This is a genomic window from Allobosea sp. P1_A7 (assembly GCF_056406775.1).
Map to the genome: position 1 here is coordinate 1 of NZ_JBFTZN010000171.1, position 12,304 is coordinate 12,304.

The window sequence follows — 12,304 nt, forward strand, 5'->3', positions numbered from 1 at the left end:
ACACGTAGTCGTCAAGATACTCGGGAAGCAGGACACCCTGCCGACGGTCTTCACTCTCAACGAAGCGCTTCATCTAAGCTCCCGGAGCATCACCTCCAGGAATCCTAGCCGACTCGGCTCTTTTCACACRGCCTCCACCCTTCTCAGACGTTGCTGGCGGGCCGCCACCAGTTCCGGAACGCCCCACCCCCGACCCCGGGCATGTCTGCTAACCCGCTACCAAAGGCGTTTGATTGCGAAGCTGTCGAACAATGCTTCGTTCGAAATCAGCACCATGTCCTCGGATTGAGCCTGGGCAATGAGGAGGCGGTCGAACGGATCCTTGTGCGCAATGTTCATCTCGCCGGCCAGCAGTGCGTGGCGGACGGTGACCGCCCGCTCGGCAAAGCCCTGATCTGCGATGATCGCCTCGAAGTCCTGCGCGAGCAGCGCCGCGCCGGGGCACTTGCCAATGCGGAACTTGGTGGCGACCTCCATGGCCGAGGCGGCGCTGACGGCGGTGCTGTTGCCCTCGTCCCCAGTAGCCTCTCGGGCACGGGGGCTCAGCGCCTCGTCACCCGCCAGCCACCAGATCAGAGCATGGGTATCGAGCAGCAGCCTCACGTGAGATTCCAGCCGCCGAGTTCATTCTCGGGCAGCGGCTCGTCAAAGCGCGCATCGACGGCGATCTTTCCCTTGAGTACCCCAAAGCGCCGCTTGCCGCGTGGTCTGACCGGCACCAGGCGCACCACCGGCACGTTGCCACAATGACCACATCTGCCCCCTCCAGGGCGTCAGCGATCAGTTTGGACAGGTTGGTCTTGGCCTCGTGAACCGAGAACTGGGCCATGAGCATCCCCTTAGCTAAAAATATAGCTAAGGGCCCGCACTGAGCAAGAGCGCTGCCGTTTTCCGGGCTGCTTCAGCCTCCGGTGCACGCGGCTCTCAGCGTGCACAATGTTCCGAGAGGCAAGGCTGAAAGGCCAGTCCAACGATCCCACCGTCTCGTGCCTTCGTCGCATGGCGACGCACGCGGCGTAATGCGCAAGCCTGCCTCTGGAACTTGCGGGCTCGCTGAAGCATAGTCGGGATGGCGTTGCAGGTCCGCCCGCATCGGGCGGCACCGCCCGCCATGCCTGGAAGTGGCTATGGCTCACCCGGTCAAGCTCGTTTCCGTCGCGACGGCTGTGCCGCCCCATGAGTTTCGCCAGCGCGATGTGGCGGCAGCCGCCCATCGGAGCTTTGCCGGCCGCTATCCCGATTTCGAGCAGCTTGCGCGCGTTTTCGAAAGTTCGGGCATCAGCCGACGATATGCCGTCCGGCCGATCGAGTGGTATCTGCAGCCATTGGGATGGCCCGAGCGCAGCGCCGCCTATGTCGCCGGCGCTTGCGACCTGTTCGTCGATGCAACGACGAAGGCGCTGGGCGCTGCCGGGCTTCAGGCGTCCGAGATCGACACGATCGTGACGGTCTCGTCGACGGGCATAGCGACCCCCAGCCTCGATGCCCGTGTCGCGGTAAGACTTGGTTTGCGAAGCGACGTCGAACGTGTCCCGGTGTTCGGCCTGGGATGTGCCGGCGGCGTATCGGGTTTCTCGATCGCCTCTCGCCTGGCCGCGTCGCGCCCGGGTTCGACAATCCTGCTCGTGGCTGTCGAGATCTGCACGCTGGCCTTCCGACTCGATGTCTTGACGAAGGCCAACATTGTTGCAACCGCCTTGTTCGGCGATGGCGCGGCAGCCTGCATCCTGAAGGCAGGGCCGGATGGCATCGCCACGGTCGAGATGACCGGGCAGCACATGTGGCCCGACACGCTGGACATCATGGGCTGGACGGTCGATCCCCAGGGCTTTGGCGTGATCTTCGACCGGGCGATCCCGCCCTTCGCGGAGGAGCGGATCAACCCAGCCATTGCAGGGATCCTGGAGCGTGAAGGGCTGTCGCTGTCCGACATCGATCTCTTTGCCTGTCATCCCGGCGGGAAGAAGGTGATCGAGGCCCTGGAAAGCGCGTTTTCACTCGCGCAAGGCGCGCTCGACCACGAACGTGCCGTCCTGTCCGACTATGGCAACATGTYGGCTCCGACCGCCCTCTTCGTCCTCCAGCGTGCGATCGCGGCAAGCCTGCCCTCGCGAACGCTGCTGATGGCGATGGGGCCGGGCTTCACCGTGAGCTGCGCCTCGCTGCGGCAAGGGACATGACACCGGCCAGCGTCTTGCTGGCCCTGGTGACTGCCGAGCGGATCGGAGAACTCTGGCTCGCGCATAGAAACACGTCTGCCTTGCTCGCCAAGGGCGCCGTGGAGAAGGCTGCCGGCCACTATCCGCTGATCGTCCTGCTGCACGCAGCCTGGCTGATCGGACTTTGGCTGCTCGGTTGGGCACAAGCGATCCATCTCGGCTGGCTCGCGGCTTTCCTCCTGCTTCAGGGGCTGCGCCTTTGGGTGCTGGTGACGCTGGGCCGGCGTTGGACGACCCGCATCATCGCCGCACCCGGCGAGAGGCTCGTGGCACGGGGCCCTTATCGGTTCGTGTCGCACCCGAACTACATCGTCGTCATTGGCGAGATCGCTGTCCTGCCGCTGTGCCTTGGCCTGCCATGGTTCGCGCTTGTCTTTTCGATCGCCAACGGCCTCATCCTGACGATCCGCATCCGCGCCGAGAATGCTGCGCTTGAAGAGGCTCGCCATGCCGCCACCGGCTGATGCGATGGGCGAAAGGCGCGTCACCGCTGCGACATGGATCGGCTTTGCCGCCATGTGCATCGGCATGTTCATGGCGATCCTCGACGTGCAGGTCGTCGTCACCTCCCTGCCGACGATCCAGAGCGCACTCGACATTCCGCCCGACCAGATGAGTTGGGTCCAGACCGCCTACCTCATCGCCGAGGTCATCGCGATTCCGCTGACGGGTTTCCTGACGCGCTTTCTCTCGATGCGCTGGCTGTTCGTCCTGGCGCTCGCCGTCTTTACCGCAGCCTCCATCGGCTGCGCGGCGAGTCAGTCGTTCTCCGCCCTGGTCGCCTGGCGCGTCCTTCAGGGGTTTTCAGGCGGCACCCTGATTCCCGCGGTCTTTTCGGCTGTCTTTCTGCTGTTCCCGCCGAGCAGGCAGGCCATCGCGACGACGTTGGCTGGCGTCTTTGCCGTGCTCGCGCCAACGGTCGGGCCGATCGTCGGCGGGTGGATCACGCAGACCTATTCCTGGCACTGGCTGTTCCTGATCAACGTCATTCCCGGCGTCGTCTCGGCAGCACTAGCCGCTTTCCTCCTGCCACGTGACAAGCCGAGTCTCATCGAAGCGCGCAAGCTCGATGCCCTGTCCCTGGTGCTGATGGCGATCGCGCTGGCAGCGATCGAGATCGCATTGAAGGAGGCACCTCAGCACGGCTGGATCTCGGGCCTGATCCTGGGGCTGATCGCGCTGAGCCTGGCGAGCGGTCTCGGCTTCATCAGGCGGACTTTGCAAGCCGATGCTCCGATCGTCGAACTGAGAAGCTTTGCGGACCGGAATTTCATGATCGGCAGCATCCTCAGCTTCGTTCTCGGCATCGGGCTGTTTGGATCTGTCTATTTGATGCCGGTCTTCCTGGCCTTCGTGCGCGATCACAATGCGCTCGAGATCGGTGAGATCATGCTGGTGACCGGCGCCGCCCAACTTGCCATCGCGCCGGTCGCCGTCGCTCTGGAGCGTCGTGTCGATGTCCGCCTGTTGACCGGCATCGGCTTTACCCTCTTCGCCCTCGGCCTGGGACTGAGTGCCTTTCAGACCCCGCAGACCGACTATGACGCGATGTTCTGGCCGCAGATGGTCCGTGGCCTGGCCATCATGTTTTGCCTTCTGCCACCGACGCGTCTGGCATTGGGACAGCTTCCCCCCATGCGCGTTCCCGACGCCAGCGGCCTGTTCAACCTGATGCGAAACCTGGGCGGCGCGATCGGTCTCGCCCTGATCGACACCGTGATCTACAGCCGCTCGCCCGTGCACGGCACGGCGATCATGGAGCGGCTGCAAAGAGGCGATGTCGAGACGGCGAAGTTCATCGGCGTGCCACTCGAACTCATGGCGATGCGGCCGCCTGGGCCGCTCGACGCCCAGGCCCAGGCGCTGCTTCAGCCACTGGTTGAGAAGGCCGCTCTGGTCCTGTCGATCAACGAGGCCTGGGGACTGGTTGCCGTCCTCACGATCGCAGCCATGGCGTTCGTTCCCTTCGCCAGGAAGGTGCCGATCGGCGTCCGGGCTTAGGCGATGCGACAGCGAGCGAAAGCCCTCATAGCAAAAGCCTTCAGAGCAGAAGCGTGCCGTCGACGGTGGTGACGCAGGCTCCGCCGACCTGGACCTTGCCGCCCGCATCCACCGAGATCGCGATCGTGCCGTCGCGCCCGACGCAGCGGCCCTGGGCCGCCTCGTAGCGCGTGCCCCCAGCGGGCAAGAGCCCGCGCGCGGCCCGGAACACCGCAACGCTGCCATTGCCGCTGCCGCAGACCGGGTCCTCATTCACCCCGCAGGATGGCGCGAAGGACCGGACCTCGATCTCGGGCCCGCTGCCCTCGCGCCTGGCGAAGACCGTGATGCCGGTGACGCCCAGGCGGCGCTCGAAGGCAGCCGAGCGCGCAAAATCTGGCTTCAGCGCCAGCAACGCCTCTGCGCCGGCGATTTCGGCAATGAGCCAGACCGCCCCGACATTGACGATGGCCGGGCTCGCCTCGCGGACGATCTCATGGCCGAGGATGGCCTCCAGCTCGCCGAGCTCGCCCGCTGGCAGGGTCGTGACGGTCGCCGGCGGCAGGGCAAGGGTCAGCCGGCGCTCCGCGCCCTCCCCCTCGACCGTGATCGCGACGAGACCGACCCCGCATTCCTGCACCAGCCTGCCGCCGCGCGGGGCAACGAGCCCGGCCTATGACCGCATGCGCGCTGCCGAGCGTCGGGTGACCGGCAAAGGGCAGCTCGCTTCCGGGCGTAAAAATCCGCAGCCGGTAATCGGCATCTCCGCGTGTCGGCGGTAGCACGAAGGTGGTCTCGGACAGAGTGGTCCACTGCGCGATCGCCTGCATCGCAGCGTCGCTGAGGCCCGCACCGTCGAGAATGACCGCCACCGGATTGCCGAGCAGCGGCTTTGCGGAAAACGCATCGACGACCTTGTAGGCCCGGGCCATGGCATGTCCTCGCATCGTGACGGCGGGATTGGGATAGCCGATCGACAGGGCACTGGCGAGGCCCGAACTCGGGCACCTGGCAGTCACCGCCGGCTCGGTCATTCCCCCTCGAAAGTGCCCATCGCCTCCGACTTCATTTCGACAGGCCATCCGCAGGCGCACCAGGGATAGCGGGCCGTGCCGGTTGCTCGCGCCATTGGGCTGTGACACAGATTGGCGCCAATATTTGCGGATATTTCAGATGACKGGAATCGGCATGCAGGACGGATGGGATGCTCGCCCCTCGGGGGCGCTGTGGCCGGATGGCGCGCGAGCCGTCCTCTGCGTGACGATCCATGTCGATGGACCGTCCGTCGAAGCCGGGCGCGGCCAGAATCGGCTCGGCATCAACAGCCGCGGCAACTATGCCCTGCGCCGCGGCGTCGGCCGCTATCTCGACATGCTGGAGCGTCACGCCATCAAGGCGACCTTCTTCTGCTGTGGCTATGATGCCGAGCATTGGCCGGAGCCTTTTCTCAGGATGCATCGCGCCGGCCACGAGATCGCGGCCCATGGCTATCAGCATGAAGGCTTCGATCTCGGCGAGCGCGAGCCGGAGCTTCTGGAAAAGACGCATCGCATTCTGACGGAGCTCGTCGGCGAGGCGCCTGTCGGCTGGTGCTCGCCCTCGGGACGCAAGACCGGGCTCACCCTGCCGACCTTGCGCCGCCTCGGCTACCGCTACGATGCGAGCGAAAAGGACGAGGACCTGCCCTATCTGCTCGATGACAGCTTCGCGATCGTGCCCAACAACACCGTCTCGCTCGACGATTTCCCGCTCTATCACAGCGGCGGCGCGCTGGCATCGGAAGTCGAACGCAACTTCATCCAGGAATTCGACGCGATCCTCGACCGCGACGGCTATGTCCACCTGACGATCCATCCCAAGGCCGGCGGCGGCTCGGGGACACCGGCCCGCGCGGCTGCGGTCGATCGCTTCCTCTCCTATGCCAGGGCCGTGCCGGGCGTGCGCTTCATGACCTGCAGGGAGATCGCCGAGCATTGCCTCGCCGATCCCGCAATCTGGCGCGAGCCGCGCGCGACGGGGCGGGAGGCGCGTTCATGAGCCTTCTCCTCACCGTCAACGTCCACGGCATCGGGCCGGAGGCGGCAACGCTTCCGGAAGCCGAACTGTTCGGCCGCGATGCGCATGGCCGCTACACCTATCGCATCGGCCTGACGCGGGTGCTCGATGCGCTCAGCGATTTCGGCCTGGCAGCGACCTTCTTCTGGCCGTCCAGCGAGGCCCTGCGCATGCCGGCGCTGCTGGAGCGCTGCATGAACGACGGGCACGAAATCGCCTGCAACGGCCGCGCCTTCGAGGAGCATGCCAGGCTGGGGCCTGAGGAGGATGCCGTCATCGAGGAGGCCCATGACATCCTGACCCGGTTGACCGGGCGGGCGCCGATCGGCTTCCGCTCGCCGACAGGGACCCTGTCGGAACGCACGATCCCGATCCTGCAACGGCTCGGCTACCGCTACGATTCAAGCTTCCTCGACGACGATGCGCCGTATTCGCTGGCCGAGCATGGCGGCGCCGGCATGATCGAACTGCCGATCTCGGAGGGGCTGACCGACGCGACGCATTTCCGCCGCCGCGTCACCCAGGACCGGGCCGAGGCGCTGCTCAACGAGGAACTGACGGCCTTGCTGGCCGTCGAAGGCTATGCCTGCCTCACCTTCCATCCGCGCGCCGATATCGGCATCGGGCGCGCCGCGCGCTTGCCCATGCTGAAACGCCTCGCGGATCTTGCCGCCGAGCATGGCGCGCGCCCCGTCCGATGCGGCGAGCTGGCAGAGCGCATGCTGCAGGAAGGGGCCGGTTGAAGCCGGCGGTCAGGGAGACAGGACGGCCCGGGAGACCTGAACGCTGCGGATAGGCGGCGCCTCAGCCTGAAGGTGGCATGATGGCCGCAGCCCGGCTGCGATGGCTCAGCCGCGCCCTGTCGTAGCCGCCTGCTCGAACGTCAGCGCAAGCCATCGTCAAAGCGGGATCAGCGCTCCGACCTCGCGGTCCGTGGCGCGATCGCTCGCCGCCAGACCTGCCGCCACATTGGCGCGGTCGGCCGGGCTGCGGTTCTGGCTGAGCTTGCGCTTGCCCTCCAGCCGGGTGATCGGCAGGCGCAGGCCGATGATGCCGCGCAGCTGCGCCTGCACGAAATCGGGCGGGGCCTCGGACACCGTCCAGGGCTTGGCGCGCTCGCCCTCGTGCAGGTTGGTCAGGCGGGTGACGACGTCGAGAAGGCGCGTCGCGTCGTCGAAGAACTCGATCGGGCCATAGGCATGGACCGCGACATAGTTCCAGGTCGGCACGACCTTCCCGGTCTCCTGTTTGGTCTCGTACCAGGAGGGCGTGACATAGGCGTCCGGGCCCATGAAGATCGCAAGCGCCTCGCCCAGCGCCGTGGTCCGGCCTTGCGGGTTGGCCTTGGCGAGATGGCCATAGAGCACGCCATGCTCGCCCTCGTTCTCCTCGAGGAAGAGTGGCAAGGGCGTCGCCAGCACGCCATCGGCCGTGCCGGTGACCAAAGTGGCGAGCCTGCAGGCGCGGATCGTCGCCCTCACGCTGTCCCTGTCATCGTCACGGAAGGCTGGCGGGGTATACATTGCGGAACTCCTTGTGCTGCCAAGAGAGATGCGCCCAATCTGGCTTTCTGGAAACGGCCAGTTCCGAAGGTTTGATGTGGTCCAGTTCACTGACGGCGTCGCGCGCCGGATCATCGCGGCAATCAAGGAACAGATCCATGCCGGCGCCTACCAGCCCGGAGACCGCCTGCCGTCGACCCGGACATTCGCGGCCGAATGGGGCGCGTCCCGCACGACGGTGACACTCGCCTATGGCCAGTTGATCGCCGAGGGCTACCTGATCAGCCGCGCCGGCGCGCGGCCTGTCGTAGCCAAGGGGCTCGGCGCGGCAGCGCCGGCGCCGGCGCGGCTCTCCCAGCCCCGGCATCTTTCGGATTTCGCACAGCGATTGCTCGCCCTGCCCCGGCCGGCCGCGATGCAGCCAGCCCCGATTGCGGATTTTCGCTATGGCGATCTCTCCGGCGCCGATTTTCCGGTGCTCGCCTGGCGCCGCGCCCTGAACAGGGTCAGCCTGCGACGTAGCCTGCGGCTGCGCTATGGCGATCCGCAAGGAGCGCCTGCACTTCGCGCCGCGCTGCAAGGCTATCTCTGGCGGGCCCGCGGCATCACCTGCTCGGCCGAGCAGATCATCATCGTCAACGGCTCGCAGCAGGGGCTCGATCTCTGCGCGCGGCTGCTGCTCGACCCCGGCGACGCCTTCGTGATCGAGAACCCCGGCTATCTGCTCGCCCGCCACGCCTTCGCGGCAGCCGGCGGCATCGCCCGCCCGGTTCCGGTCGACCGGGATGGGCTGGTGACCGATGCCCTGCCCCCGGCTCGGCTCGCCTACGTCACGCCCTCGCACCAGTTTCCGCTCGGCAGCGTTCTCTCGGCGACGCGCAGGCGCGCGCTGCTGGCCTGGGCTGCAGACAGCGGCGCCTCGATCATCGAGGATGATTATGACGGCGAGTATCGCCATGACGTCGCGCCGATCCCGCCCTTGCAGGCGCTCGAGCCCGACGCGGTGATCTATGCCGGGACATTTTCCAAGACGCTCTCGCCGGCGCTGCGCCTCGGCTATCTCGTCGTCCCGCCGTCGCTTACCCCCGCCTTTGTCGAGGCGAAGCGCCTGACCGACCGGCACACGCCTCTCCTGGAGCAGGAGGCGCTGGCCGATCTCCTGAGCGAGGGCGCCTATGAGCGCCATGTCCGGAGCATCCGCCGGAGCAATGCCGAGCGACGGGCCGTGCTGCTCCAGGCCCTGGCCGAGGAGCTTGAGCCGATCGTGACCATCGAAGGCGCCGATACGGGCCTGCATGTCGTCGCCTGGCTCACGGATGTCGCGGCCGAGCGCGAGCCCGGGATCGTCGCGGCCGCACGCGCCGCCGGCGTCGGGCTCTATCCGGTCTCGCCGCTCTATGATCCAGCCGGGCCCCGGCCCCGCGAAGCCGGGTTCATTCTCGGCTATGCCGGCCTCGACCTCGACGCCGTGAAGAAGGGCATCGCGCTGCTGGCGCCTCTCCTGGCCGGACAGCGCTGAGACGCGGGACCGGCGGGCGCGCCCGGCAAGGCCGCCAGGCCCGCTCCGGACCTCGCCCAGCCGGACCGGATGTCAGGTATCACGCGAATCAGGCCATCCAAGCCATTGCCAGGATGAGACTTTCCAGATCTGATCGGCCTCCGCCTCATCGCCCTTGCCGGCCAGGCGACACGATCGGCCTCAGTGGTCGTTCCAGTACTGCGTCATGCACCAATAGGTGAAGGCCGAGGTCCAGCCGATCACCACCAGCCCCGACAGACCCTCGACGCCGATGAAAATCCGCAAGGGGCCGAAGGGCAGCGCGTTGCTGCTGCCGAGAGAGGCGTAGGATTCAAAGGAAACATAGAGCGATTGCTGGAACGACACGGGAATGCCGATCCCGAACACCTCTTCATTCACGGCAACGGAGAGCAGCCAAAGCAACAGCGCAAAGATCAGGATCTGAATGAGATGACTGATCATGCTTCCGGCAACAACGAAGACAATTCTCTGCCTTGGCGCGACGGAAAGATGCGCCGCGCTGCCCGATATCAAACGCAGGAACTCGTAATGGACAAGTATACACCCGATGGCGCAGACAGCCGCTGCTAACGAGAACAAGTACATAGCGATGTCCTGACCTGGCACGTACGCTTGCGCATCGGGTTGTGTTGACCAAATGCGGCTCCAGCGTGACCTCCCGGCGGCGGTGCTCAAGCATCGGCAGGCGCGATGGATTGCAGCTCTTGGGAAAGCCGATGCAATCACAGCCGCTTAGATCATCGCAGCGGATACCGAATCGGGTCCGATGAGTGAAGCCTTGAGCCGTTATGTCGCTTCAACTTAGCGAGAGCAGCTGCGCGCTTGGGACTGCTCTACGTCCCGGCTCCCGAGCCGGGACTGGCGCGCCGCTGCCGGTAGAGCCGGACGCTCGCCAGCCATGCCAGGCCGGCGGCGATGGCGAAACAGGCCGGAACCCAGAAGGCCGCATTCCCGATCTCGGCTTCGGTGACGGCCGAGGCAAAGCCGCTGGCATTCGCGACCACGCCCGCCAACGCCGCGCCAAGGGCCAGGCCGGTCTGCTGGATGGTCGGGACGGCGGAGGCGGCCGCCGCCTCGTCCCCGGGCTTTGCGCCGTTCATGATCGTCGGGCCGACAAAGGGCCAGGCCTGCCCGATCCCGATGCCGAGCACGACGACGGCGGGGATCAGGGCGTAGCTCGGCGCCGGGCTCTGCAGGAGCAGGCCCAGCGCGATCAGGCCGCCGGCCATAAGGACGGGGCCCGAGAGCAGCAGGCGCCTCGGCCAGGGACCGGTCAGGCCGGAGACCAGCACGGACGCGATCGTCCAGGCCAGCGAACCGCTAGCAACCATGAACCCGGCCTCGAGCGGATCGAGGCCCCGCAGCCTTTGCAGGAAGACGGGCAGATAGATGTGCAGCGGGCTGAAGGCGATGCAGAGCAGCAGGATGAGCCAGAGGCCGATGCCGGTCTCGGTCCTGAACGAGAACGCATCGCTCGGCAGCAGGCGCACCGGTGCTCCGCGGTCGAACCGCAGCATCAGGGCGAGCGCTGCGACCGCCACAAGGATGAGGCCTGCCTTGGCGCTGGCCGCCTGGACGAGCGATGCCGCCGACATCGCCGTAATTGCCAGGCAGATCAACCCGATCCGACCGGCCGGAAGGCGCGACGCACTGGTGCGCTCTGCCGATCGGTTCGCAGGCAGCACGAGCGCGGCAGCCACCGCCAGGATGGCCGAGAGGATCACGGTCACGATGAGGGCGCCGCGCCAATGGCCGGCGCGTGCGAACAGGCCGCCAACGAGCGGCCCGGCGAAGACGGAAATCGTCCAGCTCGTCGCCATCAATGCGATGACCCGCGGCCAGAGTCTCGGGGGGAAGATCGCCCGCACCGCGGTATAGGCCGCCCCCACTTCGAGACCGCCGCCGAAACCCTGGACAAGGCGCGCGGCTATGACCCATTCCATGCTCGCCGCGAACGAACAGACCAGCGCGCCCAGGCCAAAGATCACCACCCCGACGCATAAGGTGTCCCGGACGCCGTATCGGGTCGTCAGCAGGCCAGCCCCGCTGGCCGCCACGATCGAGGCGCCGACATAGGCGGTCGCGGGCAGGCTCAGCATGCCCGCGCCGCCGAGTTCGGCGGCGATCGAAGGCAGCACCGTCGTCAGCAGCAGGGAGTTCATCGACTGCAGCAGCACGCCGCTCATCAGGATCGCGAGAGTCGGCAGCCAGGTCCAGTCCAGAAGATCCCGCCATTGCGTGGCAGACGCGTCCCGATCCATGTCCGTCTGTCCCCGCCCGCGGCGCGCCATGCCTTGCATCGACTCGCAAGGTGATTTAATTTAGAAACCAATCGCTATCTAAATTGAGAGCCATGAGTCAAGACAACGACAGCCAAGGCCAGGGCGACGAGCGCAGCCGGGAGCGGATGCTGTTCCATCTGAAGACGCGCGGCGCGCAGATGGCGGCGGCGATCGCGGCGCGGCTCGACATGACGCCGGCTGGCGCAAGGCAGCATCTGCTCAAGCTCGAAGCCGACGGCCTGGTGACGAGCCATGACCGGCAGGAAGGGCGTGGCCGGCCGAAGAAATACTGGGCGCTCTCGCGGCAGGGACATGACCGGTTCCCCGACCGTCATTCCGACCTGACGCTCGACCTGCTGCAGTCCGTCCGGACTGTCTTTGGCGAGCCCGGGCTGCAGCAGCTGATCGCACACCGCGAACAGGCCTGCCTCTCCGCCTATCGCGCGCATGTCGGTGAAGGCGCCCCCCTTCGGCGCAAACTGGCCGCGCTCGCCGAAATCCGCAGCCGCGAAGGCTATATGGCCGGGATTGTCGAGGAGGAGCCCGGCCGCTTTCTGTTCATCGAGAACCATTGCCCGATCTGCGCGGCGGCGACCGCCTGCCAGGGCCTGTGCCGTTCGGAGCTGGCGATCTTCCGGGCCGTTCTCGGGGCAGATGTCGAGGTCGAGCGCATCGAGCATATCCCGGCGGGCGCGCGCCGCTGTGCCTATCGGGTCCGTTCGCTCC

General features: G+C 66.6%; 13 protein-coding genes and 1 pseudogene. 7 read left to right on the plus strand and 7 right to left on the minus strand.

Annotated elements, in window-relative coordinates; all coding sequences use genetic code 11:
• Nucleotides 1-216: 216 nt before the first annotated feature.
• Complete coding sequence (locus AC1D34_RS24760) at nucleotides 217-603, minus strand: type II toxin-antitoxin system VapC family toxin (RefSeq protein WP_476825624.1); 387 nt, start codon at nucleotides 601-603, stop codon at nucleotides 217-219.
• Entirely contained in the window at nucleotides 600-731 is a 132-nt protein-coding gene (locus AC1D34_RS24765; RefSeq protein ID WP_476825625.1) for a hypothetical protein, read from the minus strand. Before AC1D34_RS24765 ends, AC1D34_RS24760 begins: the two co-directional genes overlap by 4 nt.
• Nucleotides 732-1,127: 396 nt before the next feature.
• Here AC1D34_RS24765 and AC1D34_RS24770 point away from each other — a divergent pair, with 396 nt between their 5' ends.
• Genes AC1D34_RS24770 through AC1D34_RS24780 form a run of 3 tightly spaced genes read left to right on the plus strand, consistent with a single transcriptional unit; the run spans nucleotide 1,128 to nucleotide 4,220 of the window.
• On the plus strand, nucleotides 1,128-2,180 hold the full coding sequence (locus AC1D34_RS24770) for a type III polyketide synthase (RefSeq protein ID WP_476825626.1): 1,053 nt from the start codon (nucleotides 1,128-1,130) through the stop codon (nucleotides 2,178-2,180).
• Nucleotides 2,177-2,683 carry an isoprenylcysteine carboxyl methyltransferase family protein gene (locus AC1D34_RS24775; RefSeq protein ID WP_476825627.1) on the plus strand — a complete coding sequence of 169 codons (507 nt, stop codon included), beginning with the start codon at nucleotides 2,177-2,179 and terminating at the stop codon, nucleotides 2,681-2,683. Before AC1D34_RS24770 ends, AC1D34_RS24775 begins: the two co-directional genes overlap by 4 nt.
• Nucleotides 2,667-4,220 carry a DHA2 family efflux MFS transporter permease subunit gene (locus tag AC1D34_RS24780; protein ID WP_476825628.1) on the plus strand — a complete coding sequence of 518 codons (1,554 nt, stop codon included), beginning with the start codon at nucleotides 2,667-2,669 and terminating at the stop codon, nucleotides 4,218-4,220. The genes AC1D34_RS24775 and AC1D34_RS24780 overlap by 17 nt, the downstream gene beginning before the upstream one ends.
• A gap of 40 nt (nucleotides 4,221-4,260) precedes the next feature.
• On the opposite strand, the gene AC1D34_RS24785 is transcribed toward AC1D34_RS24780, so the two are convergent.
• Entirely contained in the window at nucleotides 4,261-4,839 is a 579-nt protein-coding gene (locus tag AC1D34_RS24785; RefSeq protein ID WP_476825629.1) for a PhzF family phenazine biosynthesis protein, read from the minus strand.
• A gap of 88 nt (nucleotides 4,840-4,927) precedes the next feature.
• Nucleotides 4,928-5,281: pseudogene (locus AC1D34_RS24790) on the minus strand (PhzF family phenazine biosynthesis isomerase); the annotation flags it as partial.
• 91 nt (nucleotides 5,282-5,372) lie between these two features.
• On the opposite strand from AC1D34_RS24790, the gene AC1D34_RS24795 reads away from it, so the two are divergent.
• A complete protein-coding gene (locus AC1D34_RS24795; protein WP_476825630.1) occupies nucleotides 5,373-6,236 on the plus strand; it encodes a polysaccharide deacetylase family protein in 864 nt (287 codons plus the stop codon).
• Nucleotides 6,233-6,997: a polysaccharide deacetylase family protein gene (locus AC1D34_RS24800; RefSeq protein WP_476825631.1), complete on the plus strand. Its 765-nt coding sequence runs from the start codon at nucleotides 6,233-6,235 to the stop codon at nucleotides 6,995-6,997. Before AC1D34_RS24795 ends, AC1D34_RS24800 begins: the two co-directional genes overlap by 4 nt.
• 156 nt (nucleotides 6,998-7,153) lie before the next feature.
• Here AC1D34_RS24800 and AC1D34_RS24805 read toward each other — a convergent pair whose 3' ends face one another.
• On the minus strand, nucleotides 7,154-7,777 hold the full coding sequence (locus AC1D34_RS24805) for an FMN-binding negative transcriptional regulator (RefSeq protein WP_441493375.1): 624 nt from the start codon (nucleotides 7,775-7,777) through the stop codon (nucleotides 7,154-7,156).
• A gap of 76 nt (nucleotides 7,778-7,853) precedes the next feature.
• Here AC1D34_RS24805 and pdxR point away from each other — a divergent pair, with 76 nt between their 5' ends.
• Nucleotides 7,854-9,275, plus strand: a complete 1,422-nt coding sequence (gene pdxR / locus AC1D34_RS24810; RefSeq protein ID WP_476825632.1) for a MocR-like pyridoxine biosynthesis transcription factor PdxR — start codon at nucleotides 7,854-7,856, stop codon at nucleotides 9,273-9,275.
• 180 nt (nucleotides 9,276-9,455) lie between these two features.
• Here the strand turns inward: pdxR and AC1D34_RS24815 are convergent, their stop codons facing one another.
• Together AC1D34_RS24815 and AC1D34_RS24820 are read right to left on the minus strand one after the other, a co-directional pair.
• Nucleotides 9,456-9,881, minus strand: a complete 426-nt coding sequence (locus AC1D34_RS24815) for a two pore domain potassium channel family protein (RefSeq protein WP_476776714.1) — start codon at nucleotides 9,879-9,881, stop codon at nucleotides 9,456-9,458.
• Nucleotides 9,882-10,129: 248 nt separating this feature from the next.
• On the minus strand, nucleotides 10,130-11,557 hold the full coding sequence (locus tag AC1D34_RS24820; RefSeq protein WP_476825633.1) for an MFS transporter: 1,428 nt from the start codon (nucleotides 11,555-11,557) through the stop codon (nucleotides 10,130-10,132).
• Between the two features lie 92 nt (nucleotides 11,558-11,649).
• Between AC1D34_RS24820 and AC1D34_RS24825 the strand changes: the two genes are divergently transcribed.
• Nucleotides 11,650-12,304, plus strand: a 655-nt coding sequence (locus AC1D34_RS24825) for a helix-turn-helix transcriptional regulator (protein ID WP_476825634.1), incomplete at its 3' end; no start/stop codon positions are given.